General features: G+C 61.7%; 21 protein-coding genes and 1 pseudogene. 11 read left to right on the forward strand and 11 right to left on the reverse strand.

Going from position 1 to position 22938, the window contains the following annotated elements:
* Position 1: 1 nt before the first annotated feature.
* From pcaG to pcaC, 5 genes are all read left to right on the forward strand, one after another.
* The gene (gene pcaG, locus V9L13_RS27255; RefSeq protein WP_003222412.1) at positions 2-568 is read left to right on the forward strand and encodes a protocatechuate 3,4-dioxygenase subunit alpha; all 567 of its coding nucleotides are present in this window, start codon (positions 2-4) and stop codon (positions 566-568) included.
* 194 nt (positions 569-762) lie between these two features.
* A complete protein-coding gene (locus V9L13_RS27260) occupies positions 763-2058 on the forward strand; it encodes an MFS family transporter (protein ID WP_103520919.1) in 1296 nt (431 codons plus the stop codon).
* 44 nt (positions 2059-2102) lie between these two features.
* On the forward strand, positions 2103-3467 hold the full coding sequence (locus V9L13_RS27265) for a 3-carboxy-cis,cis-muconate cycloisomerase (protein WP_338800999.1): 1365 nt from the start codon (positions 2103-2105) through the stop codon (positions 3465-3467).
* A gap of 12 nt (positions 3468-3479) precedes the next feature.
* Entirely contained in the window at positions 3480-4271 is a 792-nt protein-coding gene (gene pcaD, locus V9L13_RS27270; protein WP_338801000.1) for a 3-oxoadipate enol-lactonase, read from the forward strand.
* Between the two features lie 10 nt (positions 4272-4281).
* Positions 4282-4674, forward strand: coding sequence for a 4-carboxymuconolactone decarboxylase (gene pcaC, locus V9L13_RS27275; RefSeq protein ID WP_003222417.1), 393 nt, complete (start codon positions 4282-4284; stop codon positions 4672-4674).
* 122 nt (positions 4675-4796) lie between these two features.
* On the opposite strand, the gene V9L13_RS27280 is transcribed toward pcaC, so the two are convergent.
* From V9L13_RS27280 to emhA, 5 genes are all read right to left on the reverse strand, one after another.
* On the reverse strand, positions 4797-5603 hold the full coding sequence (locus V9L13_RS27280) for a methyltransferase domain-containing protein (RefSeq protein ID WP_338801001.1): 807 nt from the start codon (positions 5601-5603) through the stop codon (positions 4797-4799).
* A gap of 279 nt (positions 5604-5882) precedes the next feature.
* Positions 5883-7142: an OprD family porin gene (locus tag V9L13_RS27285; protein ID WP_338801002.1), complete on the reverse strand. Its 1260-nt coding sequence runs from the start codon at positions 7140-7142 to the stop codon at positions 5883-5885.
* 416 nt (positions 7143-7558) lie between these two features.
* Positions 7559-9019: an efflux RND transporter outer membrane subunit EmhC gene (gene emhC, locus V9L13_RS27290; protein WP_003222424.1), complete on the reverse strand. Its 1461-nt coding sequence runs from the start codon at positions 9017-9019 to the stop codon at positions 7559-7561.
* Positions 9016-12165, reverse strand: a complete 3150-nt coding sequence (gene emhB / locus V9L13_RS27295; RefSeq protein ID WP_338801003.1) for an efflux RND transporter permease subunit EmhB — start codon at positions 12163-12165, stop codon at positions 9016-9018. Before emhB ends, emhC begins: the two co-directional genes overlap by 4 nt.
* Before the next feature lie 3 nt (positions 12166-12168).
* Positions 12169-13323, reverse strand: coding sequence for an efflux RND transporter periplasmic adaptor subunit EmhA (gene emhA, locus V9L13_RS27300; RefSeq protein ID WP_262141274.1), 1155 nt, complete (start codon positions 13321-13323; stop codon positions 12169-12171).
* A gap of 267 nt (positions 13324-13590) precedes the next feature.
* Here emhA and emhR point away from each other — a divergent pair, with 267 nt between their 5' ends.
* Positions 13591-14223, forward strand: coding sequence for an efflux system transcriptional repressor EmhR (emhR, locus tag V9L13_RS27305; RefSeq protein ID WP_045122322.1), 633 nt, complete (start codon positions 13591-13593; stop codon positions 14221-14223).
* 342 nt (positions 14224-14565) lie between these two features.
* Here the strand turns inward: emhR and V9L13_RS27310 are convergent, their stop codons facing one another.
* The 3 genes from V9L13_RS27310 to V9L13_RS27320 are packed head-to-tail and all read right to left on the reverse strand — an operon-like array spanning position 14566 to position 17138.
* Complete coding sequence (locus V9L13_RS27310; protein WP_003222432.1) at positions 14566-15615, reverse strand: alkene reductase; 1050 nt, start codon at positions 15613-15615, stop codon at positions 14566-14568.
* A 30-nt stretch (positions 15616-15645) separates the two neighbouring features.
* Positions 15646-16812, reverse strand: a complete 1167-nt coding sequence (locus V9L13_RS27315) for an MFS transporter (RefSeq protein WP_003222434.1) — start codon at positions 16810-16812, stop codon at positions 15646-15648.
* 5 nt (positions 16813-16817) lie between these two features.
* Positions 16818-17138, reverse strand: a complete 321-nt coding sequence (locus V9L13_RS27320) for a helix-turn-helix transcriptional regulator (protein ID WP_003222436.1) — start codon at positions 17136-17138, stop codon at positions 16818-16820.
* A 169-nt stretch (positions 17139-17307) separates the two neighbouring features.
* On the opposite strand from V9L13_RS27320, the gene V9L13_RS27325 reads away from it, so the two are divergent.
* Positions 17308-17886, forward strand: coding sequence for an ACP phosphodiesterase (locus tag V9L13_RS27325; protein WP_338801004.1), 579 nt, complete (start codon positions 17308-17310; stop codon positions 17884-17886).
* Positions 17887-17996: 110 nt separating this feature from the next.
* Here V9L13_RS27325 and V9L13_RS27330 read toward each other — a convergent pair whose 3' ends face one another.
* Both V9L13_RS27330 and olsB read right to left on the reverse strand, forming a co-directional pair.
* Positions 17997-18791 (reverse strand): lysophospholipid acyltransferase family protein, encoded by a 795-nt coding sequence (locus tag V9L13_RS27330; RefSeq protein WP_338801005.1) that lies wholly within the window; start codon positions 18789-18791, stop codon positions 17997-17999.
* Positions 18791-19546 (reverse strand): L-ornithine N(alpha)-acyltransferase, encoded by a 756-nt coding sequence (gene olsB, locus V9L13_RS27335; protein WP_003222441.1) that lies wholly within the window; start codon positions 19544-19546, stop codon positions 18791-18793. The genes V9L13_RS27330 and olsB overlap by 1 nt, the downstream gene beginning before the upstream one ends.
* A 153-nt stretch (positions 19547-19699) precedes the next feature.
* On the opposite strand from olsB, the gene V9L13_RS27340 reads away from it, so the two are divergent.
* From V9L13_RS27340 to V9L13_RS27350, 3 genes are all read left to right on the forward strand, one after another.
* The gene (locus V9L13_RS27340; protein WP_338801006.1) at positions 19700-20578 is read left to right on the forward strand and encodes an acyl-CoA dehydrogenase family protein; all 879 of its coding nucleotides are present in this window, start codon (positions 19700-19702) and stop codon (positions 20576-20578) included.
* 168 nt (positions 20579-20746) lie between these two features.
* Entirely contained in the window at positions 20747-21826 is a 1080-nt protein-coding gene (locus tag V9L13_RS27345) for a serine hydrolase (RefSeq protein ID WP_338801007.1), read from the forward strand.
* Positions 21823-22128, forward strand: coding sequence for an amidase (locus tag V9L13_RS27350; RefSeq protein WP_338801008.1), 306 nt, complete (start codon positions 21823-21825; stop codon positions 22126-22128). Before V9L13_RS27345 ends, V9L13_RS27350 begins: the two co-directional genes overlap by 4 nt.
* Positions 22129-22158: 30 nt before the next feature.
* Here the strand turns inward: V9L13_RS27350 and V9L13_RS27355 are convergent.
* A pseudogene (locus V9L13_RS27355) lies at positions 22159-22272 on the reverse strand (metal ABC transporter ATP-binding protein); the annotation flags it as partial.
* Between the two features lie 74 nt (positions 22273-22346).
* Between V9L13_RS27355 and V9L13_RS27360 the strand changes: the two are divergent.
* Positions 22347-22937, forward strand: coding sequence for a YceI family protein (locus V9L13_RS27360; protein ID WP_103485669.1), 591 nt, complete (start codon positions 22347-22349; stop codon positions 22935-22937).
* The last annotated feature ends 1 nt before the right edge of the window (position 22938 follow it).

The following is a 22938-nucleotide window of genomic DNA, read 5'->3' on the forward strand; positions in this document are numbered from 1 at the left end:
GATGACGCTGACTGCCACCACGTCCCACACCGTCGGGCCATACTACCACATCGGCCTGACCTGGCTGAACCGCGAAAACCTCGCGGTCGAACAAACCCTCGGCGAGCGCGTGGCGATCACTGGACAAGTCGTTGACGGCAACGGCGATGTGGTCAACGACGCGATGCTCGAAGTCTGGCAGGCCAACGCCGCCGGCAAATACGCGCACCCGGAAGACGAGCAGGACAAACCGCTGGACCCGCACTTCGAAGGTTTCGGCCGGGTGCCGGTGGACGCCGAAGGGCGCTTCCGTTTCACCACGATCAAACCGGGCACGGTCGAAGGCCTGAAGGGCTCGACCCAGGCCCCGCACCTGGTGGTGCTGGTGTTTGCCCGCGGCCTGGTCAAACACTTGCTGACACGCATTTACTTCGAAGGCGATCCGGCGAACGTCAATGATCCGCTGCTGGAATGTGTGCCGGCTGAGCGCCGCGGGACGTTGCTGGCGAAGCCGGATGCGGCGGGTGTTTATCAGTGGAATGTGATTTTGCAGGGCACTGAGGCGGAGACGGTGTTTTTCGATTATTGAAGGGGCAACACACATCACATGTGGGAGCGGGCTTGCTCGCGAAGGCGGTGGGTCAGTCAACATTAATATTGCCTGACACGCCCTCTTCGCGAACAAGCCCGCTCCCACAGGGAAACTGTATGGCTGATTCGATGTGGAACGGGACTGTTGCGAAGTGTGTCTAGACTCTCACCTGTCCCCTCAGAGTAAAAACAATGACAACTACCACCGCTCATTACACCGGCGAAGAGCGCAGCAAGCGCATCTTCGCTATTGTCGGTGCCTCGTCCGGCAATCTGGTCGAATGGTTCGACTTCTATGTCTATGCCTTCTGCGCGATCTATTTCGCCCCGGCGTTTTTCCCCTCCGACAACCCCACGGTGCAACTGGTCAACACCGCCGGCGTATTCGCCGCCGGTTTCCTGATGCGCCCGATTGGCGGCTGGATTTTCGGGCGGCTGGCGGACAAGAAGGGCCGCAAGACTTCGATGATGATTTCGGTGCTGATGATGTGCTTCGGCTCGCTGCTCATCGCCTGTCTGCCGACCTATGCCAGCATCGGCGTGTGGGCACCGCTGCTGTTGCTGTTCGCGCGTCTGCTGCAAGGTTTGTCGGTGGGTGGCGAATACGGCACCACCGCGACCTACATGAGTGAAGTCGCGCTCAAGGGCCAGCGCGGCTTTTTCGCTTCGTTCCAGTACGTGACGCTGATCGGCGGACAACTGCTGGCGGTGTTGCTGGTGGTGATCCTGCAGCAGTTCCTCAGCGAAGACGAACTGCGTGCCTACGGCTGGCGGATTCCGTTTGTGGTCGGTGCGGTGGCGGCGGTGATCTCGCTGTTCCTGCGGCGTTCGCTGAAAGAAACCGCCAGCAAGGAAATGCGCGAGAACAAGGACGCCGGCAGCATCCGCGCACTGTTCCGTGATCACAAAGCCGCGTTCATCACCGTGCTCGGTTACACCGCCGGTGGCTCGCTGATTTTCTACACCTTCACCACCTATATGCAGAAATACCTGGTGAACACCGCCGGCATGCACGCGAAGACCGCCAGCTACATCATGACCGGCGCGCTGTTCCTGTATATGTGCATGCAGCCGCTGTTCGGCATGCTCGCCGACAAGATCGGCCGACGTAATTCGATGCTCTGGTTCGGCGCGCTCGGCACGCTGTTTACCGTACCGATTCTGTTGAGCCTGAAAAGCATCAGCAGCCCGGTGCTGGCCTTTGTGCTGATTACCGTGGCGCTGGCGATTGTCAGTTTCTACACCTCGATCAGCGGCCTGGTGAAAGCCGAAATGTTCCCGCCGGAAGTCCGCGCCCTCGGCGTCGGTCTGGCCTACGCGGTGGCCAACGCGATCTTCGGCGGCTCGGCTGAATACGTGGCCCTGAGCCTGAAGGCCGGGGGCATGGAAAACGCCTTCTACTGGTACGTCACGGTGATGATGGCGGTGGCGTTCCTGTTCAGCCTGCGCCTGCCGAAACAGGCGGCGTACTTGCATCACGATCTGTAAACCGATGAGCGCGGGCCGCGATGGCCCGCGCCGAAGGACTGTTTATGACTCAGCGACCGGGCAATCAATTGTTCGATGCCTACTTCACTGCCCGCGATATGCGCGACGTGTTCTGCGATCAGGGCCGAGTGCAGGCGATGCTCGATTTCGAAGCGGCGCTGGCCCGGGCCGAAGCGCGGGTCGGGGTGATTCCGGCGTCCGCTGTCGAGCCGATTGCCGCCGCCTGCAACGCCGGTCTGTATGACTTCGCGGCGCTGGGCGAGGCGATTGCCACGGCCGGTAACTCGGCGATTCCACTGGTCAAGGCGTTGGGCAAGCAGATCGCCGCGAGCAGTGCCGAGGCCGAGCGTTATGTGCATCTGGGGGCGACCAGTCAGGATGTGATGGATTCCGGGCTGGTGCTGCAACTGCGTCAGGCGCTGGAGCTGATTGAAAGCGATCTGGCAGCGCTCGCCGATTCGCTCGCCGCCCAAGCCCAACGTCATGCGGCGACGCCACTGGCCGGGCGCACCTGGCTGCAGCACGCCACGCCCGTCACGCTCGGGATGAAGATTGCCGGTTGGCTCGGCGCGGTGACCCGCAGTCGCCAGCGTCTGCGTGAACTCAAGCCACGGCTGCTGGTGCTGCAATTCGGCGGAGCCTCCGGCACCCTCGCGGCGCTCGGCGGGCAAGCATTACCGATCGCTCAGGCCTTGGCGGAAGAACTGCGACTGACACTGCCCGAGCAACCGTGGCACACCCAGCGTGATCGCATCGTCGAGTTCGGCGCGGTACTCGGTTTGATCGCCGGCAGCCTCGGCAAACTCGGGCGCGATGTGAGTCTGTTGATGCAGACCGAAGCGGCGGAAGTGTTCGAGCCGTCGGCGCCGGGCAAGGGCGGTTCGTCGACCATGCCGCACAAGCGCAATCCGGTCGGCGCGGCAGTGTTGATCGGTGCCGCGACGCGGGTGCCGGGGCTGGTCTCGACGCTGTTCAGCGCCATGCCGCAGGAACACGAGCGCAGCCTCGGTCTGTGGCATGCCGAATGGGAAACCCTGCCGGACATCTGCTGCCTGGTGTCCGGTGCGTTGCAACAGGCGCGCCTGCTGGCCGATGGTCTGGAAGTCGACGCCGAACGCATGGCGCGCAATCTCCAATTGACCCAAGGCCTGGTGCTGGCCGAAGCGGTGAGCATCGTCCTCGCGCAGCGGGTCGGACGCGACACCGCGCACCATTTGCTCGAACAATGCTGCAAACGCGCGGTGGCCGAACAGCGCCACCTGCGTGCGGTACTCGGCGACGAGCCGCAAGTGACTGCCGAACTGAGCAGCACCGAACTCGATCATCTGCTCGACCCTGCGCATTACCTCGGCCAGGCGCAAGCCTGGGTCGAGCGCGCGGTGGCCGAACACAACGCATTGTCTGTCTGAAAGGAGAGGGCTGTGGCTTTCGTTCAACTCGCCGATGGCGAACTGCACTATCAATTGGATGGGCCGGTCGATGCGCCGGTGCTGGTGCTGTCCAACTCGCTGGGCACCGACCTGCACATGTGGGACGCGCAGATACCGGCGTTCACCGAGCACTTCCGGGTGCTGCGTTTCGACACGCGCGGACACGGCCAGTCGCTGGTGACGCCGGGGCCGTACAGCATCGAGCAACTGGGTCGCGACGTGCTGGGTCTGCTGGATGCGCTGCACATCGAGCGTGCGCATTTCTGCGGATTGTCGATGGGCGGGTTGATCGGCCAGTGGCTGGGGATCAATGCCGGTCATCGTCTGCACAAACTGATTGTGTGCAACACCGCCGCGAAGATCGGCGACCCGTCGGTGTGGAATCCGCGCATCGAAACCGTGTTGCGTGATGGCCCGGCAGCGATGGTCGCACTGCGTGATGCGTCGATTGCCCGTTGGTTTACCCCGGAGTTTTCCACGGCCAATCCGGCCGCGGCGAAGAAGATCACCGACATGCTCGCGGCGACGTCACCTGAAGGTTATGCGGCCAATTGCGCGGCGGTACGCGATGCCGATTTCCGTGAGCAACTGGCGTCGATCAACCTGCCGCTGCTGGTGATCGCGGGTACCGAAGATGCGGTGACGCCACCGTCCGGCGGGCATTTCATTCAGGAGCATGTGCGCGGCGCCGAGTACGCCGAGTTCTATGCCGCGCACCTGTCCAACGTGCAGGCCGGTGCCGCTTTCAGTGATCGGGTGTTGGCGTTTCTGAACGCTCAGTGAGGGAAGATTTGTGGACGAGAAACAACGTTACGACGAAGGCTTGCAAGTACGCCGCGCGGTATTGGGCGATGCCCATGTCGATCGCAGCCTGAATGCGCTGACCGAGTTCAACTCGGAATTCCAGGAGATGATCACCCGTCACGCCTGGGGCGACATCTGGACCCGCCCGGGCCTGCCACGGCACACGCGCAGCCTGATCACCATCGCCATGCTGATCGGGATGAACCGCGAGGCCGAGCTGAAACTGCATTTGCGTGCGGCGGCGAACAACGGCGTGAGCCGGGGTGAGATCAAGGAAGTGATCATGCAGAGTGCGATCTATTGCGGGATCCCGGCGGCGAATGCCACGTTCCATCTGGCGGAGTCGGTGTGGGATGAGCTGGGGGTTGAATCCCGGGAGTGAGGGGCCTGAACTGACGCCTTCGCGAGCAAGCCCGCTCCCACATTTGGAATGCATTTCCCCTGTGGGAGCGGGCTTGCTCGCGAAAGCGACAGAAGCCGTGATGCATTAATCAGCACAGGCACTCAGACCCTGGCGACAATGAAAATCCGCTTGAACGGAAACAGCGTCTGCCCGTTTTTCTCCGGCGGATAATGCTTATGCACCCGCATCAGATAGTGGTAGATAAACCGCGCCTGTTCCTGTGGCGTCAGCGCCTGCATCACCGGCCGTAGCGCCGAGACCTTCACCCAGTCGTAGATCGGCGACTTGCCGCCGACCACCTGCAATTGCTCGGTTTCCCAGATGTCCAGTGACGTGGTCAGCGGCGCCAGCAAGCGGTAGTAATCTTCCAGCGACAATAGCGGTCGCGCCGCCATGTGCTGGCGCAGTTGCGGTGTGCCGATAGGGGTATGGCCCGGGCCGGCGTCTTCCAGGGTGTCGAGCATCAGTCGATACCACAAGGCATCGCGCCAGTCCGGCATGTGCGCCGCCAGACAGCCGCCGGGGTTCAGATGCCCGAGCAGGCGCGGCAGCAGTTGTTGATGATCGCCAATGAAATGCAGCACCGCTGCGGCGAGCAGCAGGTCGGCGGGTTGTCTGGGTTGCCATTCGAGCAGGTCGCACTCTTGCCAGCGGGCGTTGATCGACAGACATCGGGCCTGATCCAGCATCTGCCGCGAACTGTCGACACCCAGCAACTGCGCACGCGGCCAGCGCTCGGCCAGCAGCTGCGTGGCAATGCCGGTGCCGCAGCCCAGGTCGTAAATGTGTTTGGGGTTATCCAGTTCGACGCGATCGAGCAATTCGTTGACCGGGCGCTGGCGTTGACGGGAAAACTGCTGGTACGCCTTGGCGTCCCAGTCGGGGGCTGCGTTGAGTGGGTTGATCATGAGGTGGTCCTCCGATGATCAGCAGTGTCTTCCGATGACAACCTGGCCAAATCTTGAGGACCAACAACTTTGGAGAGCGGAAGCGGGGAGGGTGTGGCGCCTGAGTCCTTCAGGTGTTTCCTACTCTACCCGAGGCTTTGCGAAGCGCTACAGATCCTGACGGATGGCACAACACCCCTGTGGGCGCGGGCTTGCTCGCGAAGGCGGAGGGTCAGGCAGCATTGAAGTGATTGATAAACCGCTTTCGCGAGCAAGCCCGCTCCCACAGGGACTTGGTGTTTACAGCAAGCTGATCGGATAGCTGATGATCAGGCGGTTTTCGTCGAACTCGTTGTTGCTGAAGTCGCGGCGCATGGTCGAGTTGCGCCAGCGCACGTTCAGGTCGCGCAAGGCGCCGCTCTGCACGGTGTAGCCCAGCTCCGATTCCCGGCCCCATTCCTTGCCATCGGTGATGGTTCCGGTGTGCACGTTGTCGCCGCTGATGTAGCGGTTCATCAAGGTCAGGCCGGGGATGCCCAGGGCGGCAAAATTGTAGTCGTGGCGCACCTGCCAGGATCGCTCCTGAGCGTTGTCGTAGCTGGAGTTGTAGCTGTCGTTGGCCAGGGTGCCGCCGCTGGTGCCGTTGACGCGCATCCAGGCGCTGTCGCCGGTGAGTTTCTGCAGGCCGACGTAGAAGGTGTTGCCGCCGTAGCGGGCCGAGAACATCCCAGACCAGGTTTTGTTGTCGAGTTCGCCGGCGCGGGCGCTGCCGTCATCCTTGCCATAGAAGAAGCCGAGGTTGGCGCCCAGGGTCCAGTCGCCCAGTGGCTGGCTGTGAGTCAGGTTGACGTATTGCTGGCTGTAGATGTCCTTGAGTTCGGCGTTCCACAGGCCGATCTGCGTGCGCTTTTCGTTGAAAACGTATTCACCACCCTGAAAGTTGAAGCGGTCCGAGGTGAACGCCGGCTTACCGAACATCGACATGTCGCTCATGCTGCTGTCGTCGCGCGGACTGTTGGCGCGGAACTGGCCGCCGTACAGGGTCAGACCGTTGATCTCCTTCGAGGTGATCTGCCCGCCACGGAAGGTTTGCGGCAGCGAACGGCCGTCGTCCGAACGCAGGATCGGCAGCACCGGCATCCATTCGCCGACCTTGATTTCGGTCTGCGACAGCTTGGCCTTGAACGCGACGTTGGTACGGCCGAAATTGTCCGCCGGGCGCCCGTCGTGATCCAGTGGCAGCAATTGCGTGCCGCCGGTGCCCTTGCCGCCGTCGAGCTTCACCGAATACAGGCCCAGCACGTCCATGCCGAAGCCGACGGTGCCTTGGGTGAAGCCGGATTTGGCGTCGAGGATGAAGCTCTGCGTCCACTCTTCAGCCTTGCCCTGAGCCTTGGTCGGGTTGGTGAAGTTGCGGTTGATGTAGAAGTTGCGCAGGTTCAGGTTGGCGCTGGCGCCTTCGACAAATCCGGCTTCTTCGGCTGCGACAGGCAGGGCGGCGCCGGTCAGTGCCAGGGCGATCAGGCCGGGGAGGGCGTACGGCGCAGTTGGATGAGTCATCGCAGGGTCTCTTGTTATTTTTTTTGGGTCGAACGGGTCTGTTGCCGCCACTTTCGGGGCAGGCAAGAGCTTGCAGAATCTGGGATGCAGCGGCGGTGATCAGCCGGGCGGGGCAGGGCGCGGGAGCATGGTGTCGAACCTGTTGTTATTGGTTTTGTGGGACGAATGGTGCGGGGCGCGATGGGCGGGATTCAATCGGGGAAAGCGGGTTTTGGGCGATTATCGAACGCAAGATTGAGTCGGGTTTTTTTGGCGTCTATCAGGGCCTCTTCGCGAGCAAGCCCGCTCCCACAGGGGAATGCATTCCAAAAGTGGGAGCGGGCTTGCTCGCGAAGAGGCCGGTTCAGACGCCACAATCTTTCTGGCAGGCAACAAAAAGCCCGCCAAGTGGCGGGCTCCCTGTGTTCACCGGATGATCAGAACAGCTTCATCTTCGGTGCTTCTTCTTTCAGCGGTTCGTTCTGCGCGGTCTGCGCATTCCAGCCACCACCCAGCGCCTTGTACAGGTTGACCGCACTGGTCAGCTGCGCGAGGCGGTCGGTGATCAGTGCCTGTTGCGCGCTGAACAACTGACGCTGGGCGTCGAGGAAGGTCAGGTTGCTGTCGACACCGATGCGGTAACGACGCTCGGCCAGGCGATAGTAATCCTGGTTGGCCGCGACGAAGTCACGTTGCGCTTGCAACTGCTCGGTGTAGGTCTGGCGGGCGGCCAGGCCGTCGGCGACTTCCTGGAAGGCGGTCTGAATCGACTTCTCGTAGTTCGCCACGTCGATGTCTTTCTGGATCTTCGCCGCGTCGAGGCTGGCGCGCAGGCTGCCGGCGTTGAAGATCGGCAGATTGATCTGCGGCGAGAACAGCCAGGTACCCGAACCACCCTTGAACAGGCCGGACAGGTCCGGGCTCAGCGTACCGGCGTTGGCCGTCAGGCTGATGCTCGGGAAGAACGCCGCACGGGCCGCGCCGATGTTGGCGTTGGCCGCTTTCAGGTTGTACTCGGCTTGCAGGATGTCCGGACGACGTTGCAGCAGGTCCGAAGGCAGGCCGGCCGGTACGTCGCTGAGCAGGTCATCCGACAGCGGTTTGGCCGCTTGCAGGTTGGCCGGGATACCGGTGCCGAGCAGCAGGGTCAGGCTGTTTTCGTCCTGAGCCACTTGACGGGTGTACTTGGCCAGTTGCGCCCGGGCGTTTTCCACCGAGGTACGCGACTGCGCCAGGTCCAGCGCCGAGGCGACACCGACTTCGTTGCTGCGGCTGGTCAGCTTGTAGCTTTCTTCGAAGGCACCGAGGGTGTCCTGCGTCAGCTTGAGCAGTTCCTTGTCGGCCTGCCAGGTCAGGTAGGCGTTGGCCACACTGGCCACCAGGCTGATCTGGGTGCTGCGACGCGCTTCTTCAGTGGCGAAGTATTGTTGCAGCGCTTGTTCGCTCAGGCTGCGCACCCGACCGAACAGGTCGAGTTCGTAGGCGCTGATGCCGACGGTGGCGGAGTAGGAGCTGGTGATGCCCGCTTCACCGGTCTGCGAAGCCCGTGCCGGAACGCGCTGGCGGCTGCCGGTGGCGTTCGCCGAAACCGCCGGGAACAGATCGGCCCGCTGGATGCGGTACTGAGCGGCGTAGGCGTCGATGTTCAGCGCCGCGACGCGCAGGTCGCGGTTGTTTTCCAGCGAGACCTGGATCAGCTGTTGCAGGGCAGGATCATGGAAAAACTGCTTCCAGCCTTGCTCGGCAGCGGCTTGCGCCGGTGCCTGGGCCGGCGAGTACGCCGGGCCCTGCGGGAACTGGTTCGCAACCGGTGCTTCTGGTCGCTGATAATCAGGAATCAGCGAGCAACCGCTCAGCACGAAGGCTGCGACCGCGATGGAGAGTAGCGACTTGCTCATTGGCCAGCCTCTTTAGGAGTTTCTGTGGTGTCATCCTGGTCCGCATTTTTGCGCTGGCCCATGGACGACACGGTGACGAAGAACAGGGGGACCCAGAAAATTGCCAGGATCGTGGCCGTGAGCATACCGCCAATCACACCTGTACCGATTGCGTGTTGACTGCCCGAGCCGGCGCCGGTGGAGATCGCCAACGGTACTACACCGAGGACGAATGCCAGCGAGGTCATGATGATCGGTCGCAGACGCATGCGGCAGGCTTCGATCGCCGCATCGCGCAGACTGCGCCCTTGTTCATGCAGCTCCTTGGCGAATTCGACGATCAGAATGGCGTTTTTAGCTGCCAGACCGATGGTCGTCAACAGGCCCACCTGGAAGTACACGTCGTTGGACAGACCGCGCAGGCTGGTGGCCATCAGCGCACCGATGATCCCCAGCGGTACCACGAGCATGACCGCGATCGGAATCGACCAGCTTTCATACAGTGCCGCCAGACACAGGAACACCATCAGCAGCGACAGGGCGTACAGCGCTGGCGCCTGCGAACCGGACAGACGTTCCTCGTAGGACAGACCCGTCCAGGAGATACCGACACCGGCCGGCAGCTTCTTGGCAATCGCTTCGACTTCGGCCATCGCTTCACCGGTGGAGTAACCCGGCGCCGGAGAACCGAGGATCTCCATCGCTTCCACACCGTTGTAACGCGCCAGTTTCGGCGAACCGTAGATCCACTCGCCCTTGGCGAACGCGGAGAACGGCACCATGGTCCCGGCGCTGTTGCGCACGTACCACTTCTTCAGGTCTTCAGGGCTCATGCGCGAACCGGCCTGGCCTTGCACGTACACCTTCTTCACACGACCGCGGTCGATGAAGTCGTTGACGTAGCTACTACCGAAGGAAATCGACAGGGTGCTGTTGATGTCGGTAATGCTCACGCCCAGGGCGCGAGCCTTCGCATCGTCGATTTCCAGGTGGTATTGCGGCTCGTCGTTCAGACCGTTCGGACGGACCTGGTAAAGCACCTTGCTCTGCGCGGCCATGCCGAGGAACTGGTTACGCGCTTCCATCAGTTTTTCGTGACCGATACCGGCGCGATCCTGCAGGAACACGTCGAAACCGGTGGCGTTACCCAGCTCCAGTACTGCCGGCGGAGCGAAGGCAAACACCATCGCGTCACGGAAGCTGAAGAAGTGCTGCTGGGCGCGCTGGGCCAGGGCGAACACGCTGTTGCTCGCATCACGCTCGTGCCACGGCTTGAGCATGATGAACGCCAGCCCCGAGCTCTGACCACGACCGGCGAAGTTGAAGCCGTTCACGGTGAACACCGAGGACACCGCACCGGACTCTTTTTCCAGCAGGTAGGAGCGCATTTCGTCGATCACGACTTGCGTACGTTCGGCACTGGAACCGGCCGGGGTCTGCACCTGGGCGAACAGTACGCCCTGGTCTTCTTCCGGGAGGAACGCGGTCGGAATGCGGGTGAACAGCCAGATCATGCCGACCACGATCAGGACGTAGGCCAGCAGGTACGGCGCTTTGCGCGACAGCATGTTGCCGACACCGCGCTCGTAGCTTTTCACGCCACGGTCGAAGCTGCGGTTGAACCAGCCGAAGAAGCCTTTTTTCGGTGTGCCGTGCTCGCCTTTCGGAATCGCCTTGAGCATGGTGGCGCACAGCGCCGGGGTGAAGATCAGCGCCACCATCACCGACAGGGCCATGGCCGAAACGATGGTGATCGAGAACTGCTTGTAGATCACACCGGTGGAGCCGCTGAAGAACGCCATCGGCAACAGTACCGCCGACAGAACCAGGGCAATACCGACCAGAGCGCCCTGGATCTGGCCCATGGACTTCTTGGTCGCTTCCTTCGGTGACAAGCCTTCTTCGCTCATCACCCGCTCGACGTTTTCCACCACGACGATGGCGTCGTCCACCAGCAAGCCGATGGCCAGCACCATACCGAACATGGTCAGGGTGTTGATGCTGAAACCGAACGCCGCGAGGATGCCGAACGTACCGAGCAATACCACCGGCACGGTCATCGTGGTGATGACGGTGGCGCGGAAGTTCTGCAGGAACAGGAACATCACCAGGAACACCAGCACGATCGCTTCGACCAGAGTTTCAACCACACCCTTGATCGACTCGGTCACCACCGGAGTGGTGTCGTACGGGAACACCACTTCCATGCCTTGCGGGAAGAACGGGCTGAGCTCGTCGATCGTTTTACGCAGGGCTTTGGCGGTGTCGAGGGCGTTGGCGCCGTTGGCCAGTTTTACCGCCAGACCGGAAGAAGGCTTGCCGTTGAACTGGGCCGAGATGGTCGAGTTTTCACCGCCCAGGCCGACGTCGGCAACATCACCGATGTGTACTTGCGAGCCGTCCTGGTTGACCTTCAGCAGAATCGCCTTGAACTGCTCGGCAGTCTGCAGACGCGTTTTGCCGATGATCGTGGCGTTCAGTTGCTGGCCAGGCAGCGCCGGCAAACCACCGAGCTGACCGGACGACACCTGGACGTTCTGCGCCGAAATCGCGGTGCTGACATCGGCCGGGGTCAGGTTGTACTTGTTCAGCTTGGCCGGGTCGAGCCAGATGCGCATCGCGTACTGGGCACCGAAGACCTGGAAGTCACCGACACCGGCAGTCCGCGAGATCGGGTCCTGCATGTTCGACACGATGTAGTTGGACAGGTCGTCCTTGGACATGCTGCCGTCACGCGACACCACGCCGATCACCAGCAGGAAGTTCTTCACTGCCTTGGTCACGCGGATACCCTGTTGCTGCACTTCCTGCGGCAGCAGCAGGGTGGCCAGGTTCAGCTTGTTCTGAACCTGAACCTGCGCGGTGTCGGAGTTGGTGCCTTGCTCGAAGGTCGCGGTGATGGTCATGCTGCCGTCGGAGTTACTTTCCGAGGACACATAACGCAGGTTGTCGATACCGTTGAGCTGCTGCTCGATCACCTGGACCACGGTGTCCTGCACGGTTTGTGCCGAAGCACCCGGGTAGGTCACGGAGATCGCGATGGCCGGAGGCGCAATGCTCGGGTACTGGTTGATCGGCAATTTCAGGATCGATAGTGCCCCGACCAACATGATCACCAGGGCAATTACCCAGGCGAAAATCGGACGGTCGATAAAAAATTTCGACATGAGTTACTCCCCTTTGCCGCCAGCGGCTTTGTCAGCTGCCTGAGCGGGGGCCGGGTTCTTGGCTACGTTGGTCGCTTCAGTCGGGTTGACCTGAACACCTGGTCGAACATATTGCAGGCCTTCGGTGATCAGGCGATCGCCGGCTTTCAGGCCATCCTCGATCAGCCACTGGCTGCCGACGGTGCGACTGGCCTTGAGCTGACGCAGTTCAACCTTGTTGTCCGGGCCGACAACCAGTGCGGTCGGGGTGCCTTTAAGATCGCGGGTCACGCCTTGCTGCGGCGCCAGAATGGCGGCAGCGTTGACCCCGGCCTGCAACTGAGCGCGTACGAACATGCCAGGCAGCAGGGTGTGATCCGGGTTCGGGAACACGGCGCGCAAGGTCACGGAGCCGGTAGTCGGATCAACCGACACTTCGGAGAATTCCAGCTTACCGTCGAGCTTGTACTGGCTGCCGTCTTCGAGGGTCAGTTTGACCGCTGCCGAGTTGTCGCCGACCTTCTGCAGGCGACCGCTTTCCAACTCGCGGCGCAGTTCCAGCAGTTCAACCGAGGACTGGGTGACATCGACGTAGATCGGGTCCAGTTGCTGGATCGTCGCCATCGCGTCAGCCTGACCGTTGTTGACCAGTGCACCTTCAGTCACCGAAGAACGGCCGATACGCCCGGAGAGCGGTGCGTAGACCTTGGTGTAACGCAGGTTGATCTGCGCGCTCTGCAGCGAGGCTTCCGACTCCATGCGGTTGGACACGGCAGTGTCGTATTCCTGGCGGCTTACGGCCTGCTCGTCAACCAGTTGCTTGTAGCGGTCGGAGATCGACTTGGTCGATCGCAGGTTGGCTTCGGCGCTTTTCAGGGTGGCTTCATAGACGGCCGGGTCGATCTGATACAGCTGCTGACCGGCCTTGACGTCGCTGCCTTCCTTGAACAAACGCTTGAGAATGATGCCGTTGACCTGTGGTCGAACTTCAGCGATGCGGTACGCACTGGTGCGGCCCGGCAGTTCGGACGTGAGTGTAAAGGCTTGTGGTTGCAGGGTGACGACGCCGACCTGAGGAGGCGGAGCGGCTGGGGCCGCTTCTTCCTTTTTACATCCGCTGAGCAGCGATGCCAGGGCGACGGCAGTGACCAGAGCGGTAACAGCTGGCTTGAATTGCATGAAGATCCTCGGGTCAGGCGCGCACAGTGCGCACAAGAAGTGTGGAAGGGTAAAAAAATCGGGTCGAGTGGATAAGTAGCTTGCTAAGGAATATACTTACGTTCATGGTTGTTTGTAAACACCTTGGCGTCGTACCCACCCTGTTACAAAAGTCGTCGCAAGGTTTGAAATTGTAGGCTGGGGAGCTGATTCGTGAGAGATCGGCCCCCTCTTTATTCAGCGGATATTCAGCCATCCCTGAAACATCCTGTTTGAGGTTTTACTGCCATGGTCCGTCGTACCAAAGAGGAAGCTCAGGAAACGCGCAGCCAGATTCTCGAAGCGGCCGAGAAAGCGTTTTATGAAAGAGGCGTGGCCCGCACGACCCTGGCGGATATCGCAACGCTGGCTGGCGTCACGCGCGGTGCCATCTACTGGCATTTCAGCAACAAGGCGGATCTGGTGCAGGCGATGCTCGACAGCCTGCATGAACCGCTGGATGAATTGGCGAAGGCCAGCGAGAGCGAGGACGAACTCGACCCGCTGGGGTGCATGCGCAAGCTGTTGATCCATCTGTTCCATCAGGTAGCCCTGGATCCGAAGACCCGTCGCATCAACGAGATTCTTTTTCATAAGTGCGAATTCACCGATGAAATGTGCGATCTGCGCCAGCAGCGCCGCACGGCCAGTCTCGATTGCAACCTGCGCATCGGCCTGACCTTGCGTAATGCGGTAAATCGCGGCCAGTTGCCGGAAGATCTCGACACTGCCCGGGCGGCCATCAGCATTCATGCGTATATCGATGGCCTCCTGTATGGATGGCTATTGGCGCCGGACAGCTTTCAATTGCATGCCGAAGCCGAGCGCTGGGTCGATACAGGGCTGGACATGCTGCGCCTGAGCCCCAGCCTGCGCAAATGAAACAAAATGCGTAATTGGCACAGGTTATGTCAATCGGCCTGCTTTTATATAGACCCGAACCGCGAGTTTAAACGTAGCGAGCTACGGATTTTGTAGGGATTTTGTGTCTTCGCTGTGAACGAATGTTAGCTGTCGCCAATAATGACAGCATCACCTTGTGGGAGCGGGCTTGCTCGCGAAGGCGTCTGAACATTCAATACATCTGCCGACGGTTATACCGCTTTCGCGAGCAAGCCCGCTCCCACAATGGAGCTTCAGCGATTGCGGGGCAAAACCCAAGAAAAAGCCCCCGACTTTCACAAGTCGGGGGCTTTTGTATTTCTGTCGCGTCCTGAATAAGGTTTACAGCGTCGGGTAGTCGATGTAACCGACCGGGCCCTTGCCGTAGAACAGCTCTGGACGCGGATCGTTCAGCGGTGCATCGGCCTTCAGACGTGCCGGCAGGTCCGGGTTGGCAATGAACGGTACGCCGAACGCCACCGCGTCAGCCTTGCCTTCTGCCAGCCAGGCATTGGCGCTGTCCTTGGTGAAGCGTTCGTTGGCGATGTACGCGCCGCCGAAGGCTTCTTTCAGCTGTGGGCCGAGGCTGTCAGCGCCTTCTTTTTCGCGGGAGCAGATGAAGGCGATGCCACGCTTGCCCAGCTCGCGAGCGACGTAAGTGAAGGTCTCGGCCAGATTGTCGTCGCCCATGTCATGGGAGTCGGCGCGTGGCGCCAGGTGCACGCCGACGCGGCCGGCGCCCCAGACGTCGATCGCCGCGTCAGTCACTTCCAGCAGCAGACGTGCACGATTTTCCAGGGAGCCGCCGTAGTTGTCGGTGCGCTGGTTGGTGCTGCTTTGCAGGAACTGGTCGAGCAGGTAGCCGTTGGCGCCGTGGATTTCCACGCCGTCGAAGCCGGCGGCTTTGGCGTTCTCGGCACCGGTGCGGTAGGCGTCGACGATCTCGGCGATTTCAGCGGTTTCCAGGGCACGTGGAGTCGGGTAGTCGGCCAATGGGCGCACCAGGCTGACGTGACCTTTAGGCTGGATGGCGCTCGGCGCGACCGGAGTTTCACCGTTGAGGTACGACGGGTGCGAGATGCGGCCGACGTGCCACAGTTGCAGAACGATCTTGCCGCCGGCAGCGTGCACGGCTTTGGTCACGTTGGTCCAGCCGCGCACCTGATCGTTGGACCAGATGCCCGGGGTGTCCGGGTAGCCAACGCCCATCGGCGTCACCGAAGTGGCTTCGGACAGGATCAGGCCGGCAGAGGCGCGTTGCACGTAGTACTCGGCCATCAGTGCGTTCGGCACGCGGCCTTCATCGGCGCGGCAGCGGGTCAGCGGGGCCATGATGATGCGGTTGGACAGCTCGAGGTCGCCCAGTTTGATCGGATCGAAAATAGTTGCCATGTGTACAACCCTCGTCAGTTAAGTGGTTAATCAGTGGGTAGCAGGGGCCAGGCCGGCATCGCCGTTCTGACGGAAAGTGATCAGGGTCACCAGCAGCGCGAGCACGGCCAGCGCGGCGGCGGCCAGGGGCACGCTGGTCAGGCCGAAACCGTGGGCGATGACGCTGCCGCCGACCCAGGCGCCCAGGGCGTTGCCGATGTTGAAAGCGCCGATGTTCAGGGTCGACACCAGGTTCGGTGCGGCCTTGCCGAAGGTCACCACGTTGACTTGCAGCGCCGGGACGGCGGCAAAGGAGGCGGTGGCCCAGAGGAACAGAGTGATTTCCGTCGGGATCAGCGCCACGCTGGTCCAGCTCAACACGGTGGAGACCACCGCCATCGCCACGAACACGCCGATCAGGGTCGCGCCGAGACGCTTGTCCGCCAGTTTGCCGCCGATGATGTTGCCCACCGTCAGACCGAGGCCGATCAGCAGCAGGGTCCAGGTCACGCCTTTGGGCGAGACGCCGGTGACATCGCCGAGCAGCGGCGCGACGTAGGTGAAGAGGGTGAACATCGACGCGGCGAACAGCGCGGTCATGCTCAACGACAGCCAGATGCCGGCGCCTTTCAGGGCGGCGAGTTCGGCGCGCATGTCGAGTTTTTCTTCGTCACGCTTGGCCGGCAGGAAGCGGATCAGACCGATCAGTGCCACAACACCAATCACGGTCACCGCCCAGAACGTCGAACGCCAGCCGGCTTCCTGACCCAGTGCCGTGCCCAGCGGTACACCGAGGACGTTGGCCAGGGTCAGGCCGGTGAACATCAGCGCCACGGCGGATGCGCGTTTGTTCGGCGCTACAAGTCCGGCAGCTACCACAGAACCGATACCGAAGAACGCACCGTGGCACAGCGCGGTGACGACACGGGCGAACATCAGCACGTTGTAGTCACTGGCGATGGCGCACAGCAGGTTACCGACGATGAAAATGCCCATCAGCGCTACCAGTGCGGCCTTGCGCGGCAGTCTGGCGGTGGCCAGTGCCATGAACGGCGCGCCGATGGCCACGCCCAGGGCGTAACCGGTCACCAGCCAGCCGGCGCCCGGGATCGACACACCGAGGTCAGCCGCCACATCGGGCAGCAGGCCCATGATGACGAACTCGGTGGTACCGATGGCGAAGGCGCTCAAGGCCAGGATGAGTAGCGAGAGGGGCATTTGAATCAATTCCTTGTGGGAGCGCTGAGCTCTTTGACGATGGCGTCGAGGAACGCCTGGATCACGTCCTCGTTGCGTTTGAAGAAGTGCCACTGGCCGGCTTTCTGGCTGCTGATCAGACCTGCGCGTTGCAGGGTCGCCAGATGGGCAGAGACGGTCGACTGCGACAGGCCGCAGCGTTGATCGATCTGCCCGGCGCAGATGCCGTACTCGTGGTTGTGAATCTGCTCAGGAAACTGGGCTTTGGGGTCTTTCAGCCAGATGAGAATGTCTCGCCGTACTGGGTGTGCCAGGGCTTTTATTATTTCGTCGAGGTCGAGGTTCATGGCTTTATGCTCGTGATGTGTAGCGCTATATCGCGATGAGGCGAACTTTAAATCGGTATTTCGCGATATACCAATATGAATTTGGTCTGACGACCGCATAAATCGGTATATCGGGTTATAACGATATGTGTGCTGTAACGATGAAAGCGTGCAGTGCTAAGCTGCGCCCATGAACTATCTCGCACATTTACACCTCGGGGGCCAGCGCCCCGAGCAATTACTTGGCAGCCTGTATGGCGATTTCGTCAAAGGACGGCTGCAGGGGCAGTTTGCTCCGCAGATCGAAGCGGCGATTCAGCTGCACCGGCGAATCGATGTGTTCACCGATCGCCACCCTTTGGTGGACATCGCCCTCGGACGTTTCTCCGAGACCCGGCGGCGTTATGCCGGGATTGTCCTCGATGTGTTTTTCGACCATTGCCTGGCGCGCGATTGGACGCTGTACGCCGATCAGCCGCTGGAACATTTCACCCGCGATGTTTACCGGGTGTTGTCGAATGAACGGCAATTGCCAGAACGCCTGGCGAAAATCGCCCCGCACATGGTTGCCAATGATTGGCTGGGTTCGTATCAAGAGTTTGAAGTGTTGGAGCAGGTGCTGCGTGGCATCTCGCGGCGTCTGACCCGGCCTGAGGAGCTGGCGGGGGCGATGCAGGAGTTGCGGCGGTTGTATGAGCCGCTGAGTGAGGATTTCCGCTTGTTCTATCCGCAGCTTCAGGATTTTGCACAACACTCGGCAACACCGTAGACCCCTGTGGGAGCGGGCTTGCTCGCGAATGCGGTGGATCATCCTTCAAAAATGGTGAATGACACACCGCCTTCGCGAGCAAGCCCGCTCCCACAGGGGGGATCTGTGTTTCAGGCGGCGATCAATTCGCCGGCGCGACGCGGTTCGGCAGGTTTGGCCACCTCACCAAACAACGCCTTCTGCACCGCCTGCTGTGCTTCGAACGCCAGTGCTGCACGCTCGCGACCCACGCAGGCAATCGGCTTGAGCACATGAATCTCGACATCGCCGCAGTCGTTGCTGAACAGACGCATCAGGTGCGACAGCAAATCATCGTCGCCAATGAACGGTGCCAGCGTGTCGATTTCGCCATCGCGCAGATAACGGATCGCCACCGGCTGCAGCATCACCTCCGAATCAATCGCCGCTGACAGCAGGCGACCATGAAAGGTGCGCAGCGAACGGCCATCGGTGGTGGTGCCTTCCGGGAACATCAGCAGCGGATGTTGCGTTTGCAGGTGACGGGTCATCTGTTTGCGGATCAACTGGCTGTCGCCCGAGCCGCGACGGATGAACAGACTACCGGCCTTCGCCGCCAGCCAACCGGCCACCGGCCAGGTGCGCACCTCGGCCTTGGACAGAAACGACAGCGGCGTGAGCATGCCCAGCAGCGGAATGTCAGTCCATGACACATGATTGCTGACCCACAGCATCGGCTGCTTCGGCAACTCGCCGTGCACGGTTACGCGAAAGGGCAGGGCATGGCTCAGACGCGCCATGAAAAACCGCGACCAGCGCTGCCGACGTTGCATCGAGTGCGCCAGGCCCAGACGTTCGAACATCCCGAAGACGCTGGCCATGGTCAAGCCCAGCGCCACCACCAGCAGCACCCGCGCGATTCGCGCGTACACGCGCAACCGGCTCATCACACGGCCGCCTTGAAGTGCTTGGCGTAGCGCGGGCAGAGTTCGTCGCGCTTGAGCAGGATGAACACGTCGGCGACCTGGAAATCTTCGTCCCAGCACGGCTCGCCGCAGATCTTCGCACCCAGGCGCATGTAGGCCTTGAGCAGCGGCGGCATCTCGGCGATCACGTTCGACGGGATATCCAGCGACGGCAGCGGATTCTTCGGTTCGGCGCGCAAGTGTTCGGTGCACAGATAACGTTCGCGCAGACGCTGCATGATCGCGTGGGCCTGCACGCCGCCGTCCTGCATCGGAATGCTCGCGCAACCCATCAGGTAGCTGTAGCCGCCCTGATTCAACACTTCGGCCAGTTCACCCCAGAGCACGGCGATGGTGCCGCCGTTGCGGTAGGCCGGGTCGACGCAGGTGCGGCCGATTTCGAGGATCGGCCCTTGCAGATGGGCGAGGCCATGCAGGCTGAATTCTTCTTCGCTGTAAAAACGGCCCAGACTGCTGGCAGCGGTGTGATCGAGCAGACGGGTAGTCGCCACCAGACGCCCGGTGTTCAGGTCACGCACGCCGATGTGGCTGCAGTGAACATCATAGTCATCCATGTCCAGACCCAGCTCCGCGCCTTTCAGCTTGGCGTTGAACTCGCCGCTGAACACGTTGAAGCGCAGGGCCTGGGCTTGCTGCAAGGCCTCGGCGCCGATCAGGCGTTCGGCTTGCAGGCGGCGTTCATTGCCGGTGTCGCTGATGCGGGCGATCTGAGTCATTGGAATCTCCGTACGGGCCTTGAACCCGTCGTGGGTTGCAGCCGATCGACTTTCTTTATGCAGCCATGTTGTGCAAAGTCAGGCTATGTAGCCCCGGTGTCATCGCCATGAACGTTTGGTGATGCTTGTATGACAGCCCACAAGGAGCCTCTTATGCCCTGGCCAACCCTGCTCGAAAGTCGTGAACGCCTGCCCGCCGTCGCAGATCTGGCGGAAGGTTTCGCCACGTTGTTGCATCAACTGGGCAGCGTCACGCCGTTTGAACTGGCGGTGGCCGGAGGGCGGCGGATGGCGACGCCGGGGTTGGCGTTTCTGGTGGGGTATCAGGCGGCATTGCGCATGCTCTGGCCGAGCGCACCGCCGAGTCTTGGCGCGTTGTGTGCGACCGAACAGCGCAGCTTGCGCCCGGCGGACATGCAAACGCGCCTGACGGATTTGCGCCTCAACGGACAAAAGGATTTCGTCACCGCAGGGGATGCGGCGGATTGGCTATTGATCGCCGCGCGCAGTGAAGAGCCCGGTGAAAAACCGCGCCTGAGTCTGGCGGTGGTCTATCCCGGCGAACCCGGCGTGCGCGTGGAAAAACTCCCGGCGCTGCCGCTGATGCCGGACATCAGTCACGGTCGTCTGCATCTGGACGGCGCCTTGTGCGAGTTGCTCGCGGGGGACGGCTGGGATGCTTATGTGAAGCCGTTCCGCACTCTGGAGGATGTTTACGTGCTGAGCGCGATGACCGCGTGGCTGTATGGCGTCGGTCAGGACAGCGGCTGGTCGCAGCCGCTGCTGTTGCGCTTGCTGGCGTTGCTGGGCGGGTGTGCGGAAGCGAGTCGCCAGCCGCCGAACAACCCGGCCGGGCACGTGCTGTTGGGTGGGTTGTTTGCGCAGTTCGATGCGTTCAAACCCGAGATCGACCGGGCGTTGGCCGAGGGTAATCCGGAGTGGGCGTTGATGTGGCAGCGTGATCAGTCGGTGATGCAGTTGGCGGCGGGCGCGCGGGCCAAGCGCTTGGCCAAGGCTTTGGCGGTGGGCTGACGGGCCCCTTCGCGAGCAAGCCCGCTCCCACAGGTTGACCGAGTTCCTTCAGCAGGAATGCGATCAAATTGTGGGAGCGGGCTTGCTCGCGAAAGCGGCCGCAAAATCACCACACCCCTGTCATAAACCCCGACTACCCTCAGCAGGTTCTCCCCCAGAGCCCTCACCATGTACAAAGGTCTGTCCCTGTTTCTGCTGCTGATCAGCTTCACGGTTCAGGCCGGGCAATGGCCCGATGAACAATGGCCGACTGGCGCAAAAATCAGCGGCGCAGCGGTCGAGGCATTGGAAACTTACGCCTTCCCGCCTCGCGACGACACCACCCGCCAAGGCATCCGCACCGACGCCTTGCTGATCATCCGCGACGGTCAGTTGATCTACGAACGCTACGCCGGCCCGACCCGTGCCGAGACCCCGCACCTGACCTGGTCGATCAGCAAAAGCCTGATGGCCACGGTGCTTGGCGTGGCGTATGGCGAAGGGCTGTTCAAACTGGATGATCCGGTCTCGACGTTTTATCCGGCGCTGGAAAAACACCCGGCGATCAGCGTGGCGGATCTGCTGCATTGGGCTTCCGGGCTGGACTGGCAGGAAGACTACGAGTACGCGCCGCTGAAATCCTCGGTGGTAGCGATGCTCTACACCCGTGGGCACCGCGACATGCCAGGGTTCACCGCCGATCACGACGCCTACGCGCCGCCGGGGCAGGCGTTCCGTTACTCCAGTGGCGACAGCAATCTGTTGGCCGCTGCGTTGAAAGCCATGGTTGGCCCCCAGCGTTATCCCGACTATCCGTGGTCGGCGCTGTTCGAGCCGCTGGGCATCCGCCATGCCGTGTGGGAAACCGATGCCGGCGGCACGTTTGTCGCCTCTTCTTACGCGTATCTCACGGCGCGGGATCTGGCGCGGGTTGGCCTGTTGATGCAGCGCGATGGACGTTGGGGTGACCGGCAATTGCTGCCCCAGGATTGGGTCGCCTTCAACCGCACTCCCTTCGCCGGCTACAAGGCGCATCAGGACGAAGCGGTGCCCGGCGGCCAATGGTGGCTCAATCGCCCGGTGGATGCTGCCGCCGCGCCGTGGCCCGACGCGCCGCCCGACACCTTCGCCGCCCTTGGGCATTGGGGGCAGGCACTGTATGTGATCCCCAGCGAGAAACTGGTGATCGTGCGTTACGCCGATGATCGCGACGGCAGCTATCGCCACAACGAACTGCTCAGGCGCGTGCTCAAGTCGGTGCAGCCATGAAGCTGTTGAAACGGGCGCTGCTGCTGGTGCTGATCGTGCTCCTCTGCTGGATCTGGCTCGAGCGGGACAACCTGTGGGCCTTCCCCGATATCATCAGCGCGTACACCGCCAAGGAATATTGTTCGTGTCGTTATGTGATGAACAACGACGCCGAATATTGCCGCGGCTATGTGAAACAGTGGCTGCCGACCAGCCGCTTTACCGATGACAGCGCGAGCAAAACCATCACCGTCAGCGGCATGGGCCGCAGCAACCGTGCGCAGTGGTTGAGCGAACGGCAGGGCTGCCGCCTCAATCCCTGAAATCCTCGATCCTTCAGTCAATGAACAACCCTGTGGGAGCGGGCTTGCTCGCGAATACGGTGTGCCATTCAGCATTTGTGTTGACTGATTCACCGCCTTCGCGAGCAAGCCCGCTCCCACAGGGATTTTCACCAATCGATGGATTTGCGGTGATCAGTTTGCAATAACGGCGTGGGCGGTTAAGGTTCGTGCAGGTTTATCGCCCCCACGAGTATTCAATGTTCAACCGCTCCCTCTATAAAGCCTTCGCCAGTCTGCTGCTGGCCGCCGCCGCGCTGCCGGCGCAGGCCAACTGGTATCTGGATGGCGAGTCGTCGCGGCTATCGTTTGTCAGCACGAAAAACGCCCACATTTCCGAAGTGCAGCGCTTTCTGGTGTTGCACGGCAAGGTCGACCCCAGCGGTCGGGCCGAGGTTGAAGTCGAACTGGAGTCGATCAACAGTGGCATCCCGCTGCGCGACGAGCGCATGCGCAAGGAGCTGTTCCAGATCGAGCAATTTCCCGAAGCGACCATCAGCACCCGGATCGACCTGCGCCCGATCAACGATCTGGCCCCCGGTGCGCAGCTGGAATTACGCTTGCCGCTGACCGTCAACCTGCACGGCAAGCAACATGAATACCCGGCGGAGTTGCTGGCCACCCGTCTCGATGACCGACGTTTTCAAGTGGTGACGCTGGAGCCGCTGGTGATCAACGCCGAGGATTTCGACCTGGTGCCGGGTTTGGAAACTCTGCGCAACCTGGCCGGTCTTTCGGCCATCAGTCTGTCGGTGCCGGTGGGTGCGGTGCTGATTTTCACGGCGCGCTGAC

This window comes from Pseudomonas sp. RSB 5.4 (genome assembly GCF_037126175.1).
Lineage (GTDB): Bacteria > Pseudomonadota > Gammaproteobacteria > Pseudomonadales > Pseudomonadaceae > Aquipseudomonas > Aquipseudomonas fluorescens_H.

What these genes read in the sequence shown, in the direction of transcription:
- pcaG (WP_003222412.1), top strand. Translation starts at nt 2, where the DNA reads ATGACGCTGACTGCCACCACGTCCCACACCGTCGGGCCATACTACCAC.
- V9L13_RS27260 (WP_103520919.1), top strand. Translation starts at nt 763, where the DNA reads ATGACAACTACCACCGCTCATTACACCGGCGAAGAGCGCAGCAAGCGC.
- V9L13_RS27265 (WP_338800999.1), top strand. Translation starts at nt 2,103, where the DNA reads ATGACTCAGCGACCGGGCAATCAATTGTTCGATGCCTACTTCACTGCC.
- V9L13_RS27280 (WP_338801001.1), bottom strand. Translation starts at nt 5,603, where the DNA reads ATGATCAACCCACTCAACGCAGCCCCCGACTGGGACGCCAAGGCGTAC.
- V9L13_RS27285 (WP_338801002.1), bottom strand. Translation starts at nt 7,142, where the DNA reads ATGACTCATCCAACTGCGCCGTACGCCCTCCCCGGCCTGATCGCCCTG.
- emhC (WP_003222424.1), bottom strand. Translation starts at nt 9,019, where the DNA reads ATGAGCAAGTCGCTACTCTCCATCGCGGTCGCAGCCTTCGTGCTGAGC.
- emhB (WP_338801003.1), bottom strand. Translation starts at nt 12,165, where the DNA reads ATGTCGAAATTTTTTATCGACCGTCCGATTTTCGCCTGGGTAATTGCC.
- emhA (WP_262141274.1), bottom strand. Translation starts at nt 13,323, where the DNA reads ATGCAATTCAAGCCAGCTGTTACCGCTCTGGTCACTGCCGTCGCCCTG.
- emhR (WP_045122322.1), top strand. Translation starts at nt 13,591, where the DNA reads ATGGTCCGTCGTACCAAAGAGGAAGCTCAGGAAACGCGCAGCCAGATT.
- V9L13_RS27310 (WP_003222432.1), bottom strand. Translation starts at nt 15,615, where the DNA reads ATGGCAACTATTTTCGATCCGATCAAACTGGGCGACCTCGAGCTGTCC.
- V9L13_RS27315 (WP_003222434.1), bottom strand. Translation starts at nt 16,812, where the DNA reads ATGCCCCTCTCGCTACTCATCCTGGCCTTGAGCGCCTTCGCCATCGGT.
- V9L13_RS27320 (WP_003222436.1), bottom strand. Translation starts at nt 17,138, where the DNA reads ATGAACCTCGACCTCGACGAAATAATAAAAGCCCTGGCACACCCAGTA.
- V9L13_RS27325 (WP_338801004.1), top strand. Translation starts at nt 17,308, where the DNA reads ATGAACTATCTCGCACATTTACACCTCGGGGGCCAGCGCCCCGAGCAA.
- V9L13_RS27330 (WP_338801005.1), bottom strand. Translation starts at nt 18,791, where the DNA reads ATGAGCCGGTTGCGCGTGTACGCGCGAATCGCGCGGGTGCTGCTGGTG.
- olsB (WP_003222441.1), bottom strand. Translation starts at nt 19,546, where the DNA reads ATGACTCAGATCGCCCGCATCAGCGACACCGGCAATGAACGCCGCCTG.
- V9L13_RS27340 (WP_338801006.1), top strand. Translation starts at nt 19,700, where the DNA reads ATGCCCTGGCCAACCCTGCTCGAAAGTCGTGAACGCCTGCCCGCCGTC.
- V9L13_RS27345 (WP_338801007.1), top strand. Translation starts at nt 20,747, where the DNA reads ATGTACAAAGGTCTGTCCCTGTTTCTGCTGCTGATCAGCTTCACGGTT.
- V9L13_RS27350 (WP_338801008.1), top strand. Translation starts at nt 21,823, where the DNA reads ATGAAGCTGTTGAAACGGGCGCTGCTGCTGGTGCTGATCGTGCTCCTC.
- V9L13_RS27360 (WP_103485669.1), top strand. Translation starts at nt 22,347, where the DNA reads ATGTTCAACCGCTCCCTCTATAAAGCCTTCGCCAGTCTGCTGCTGGCC.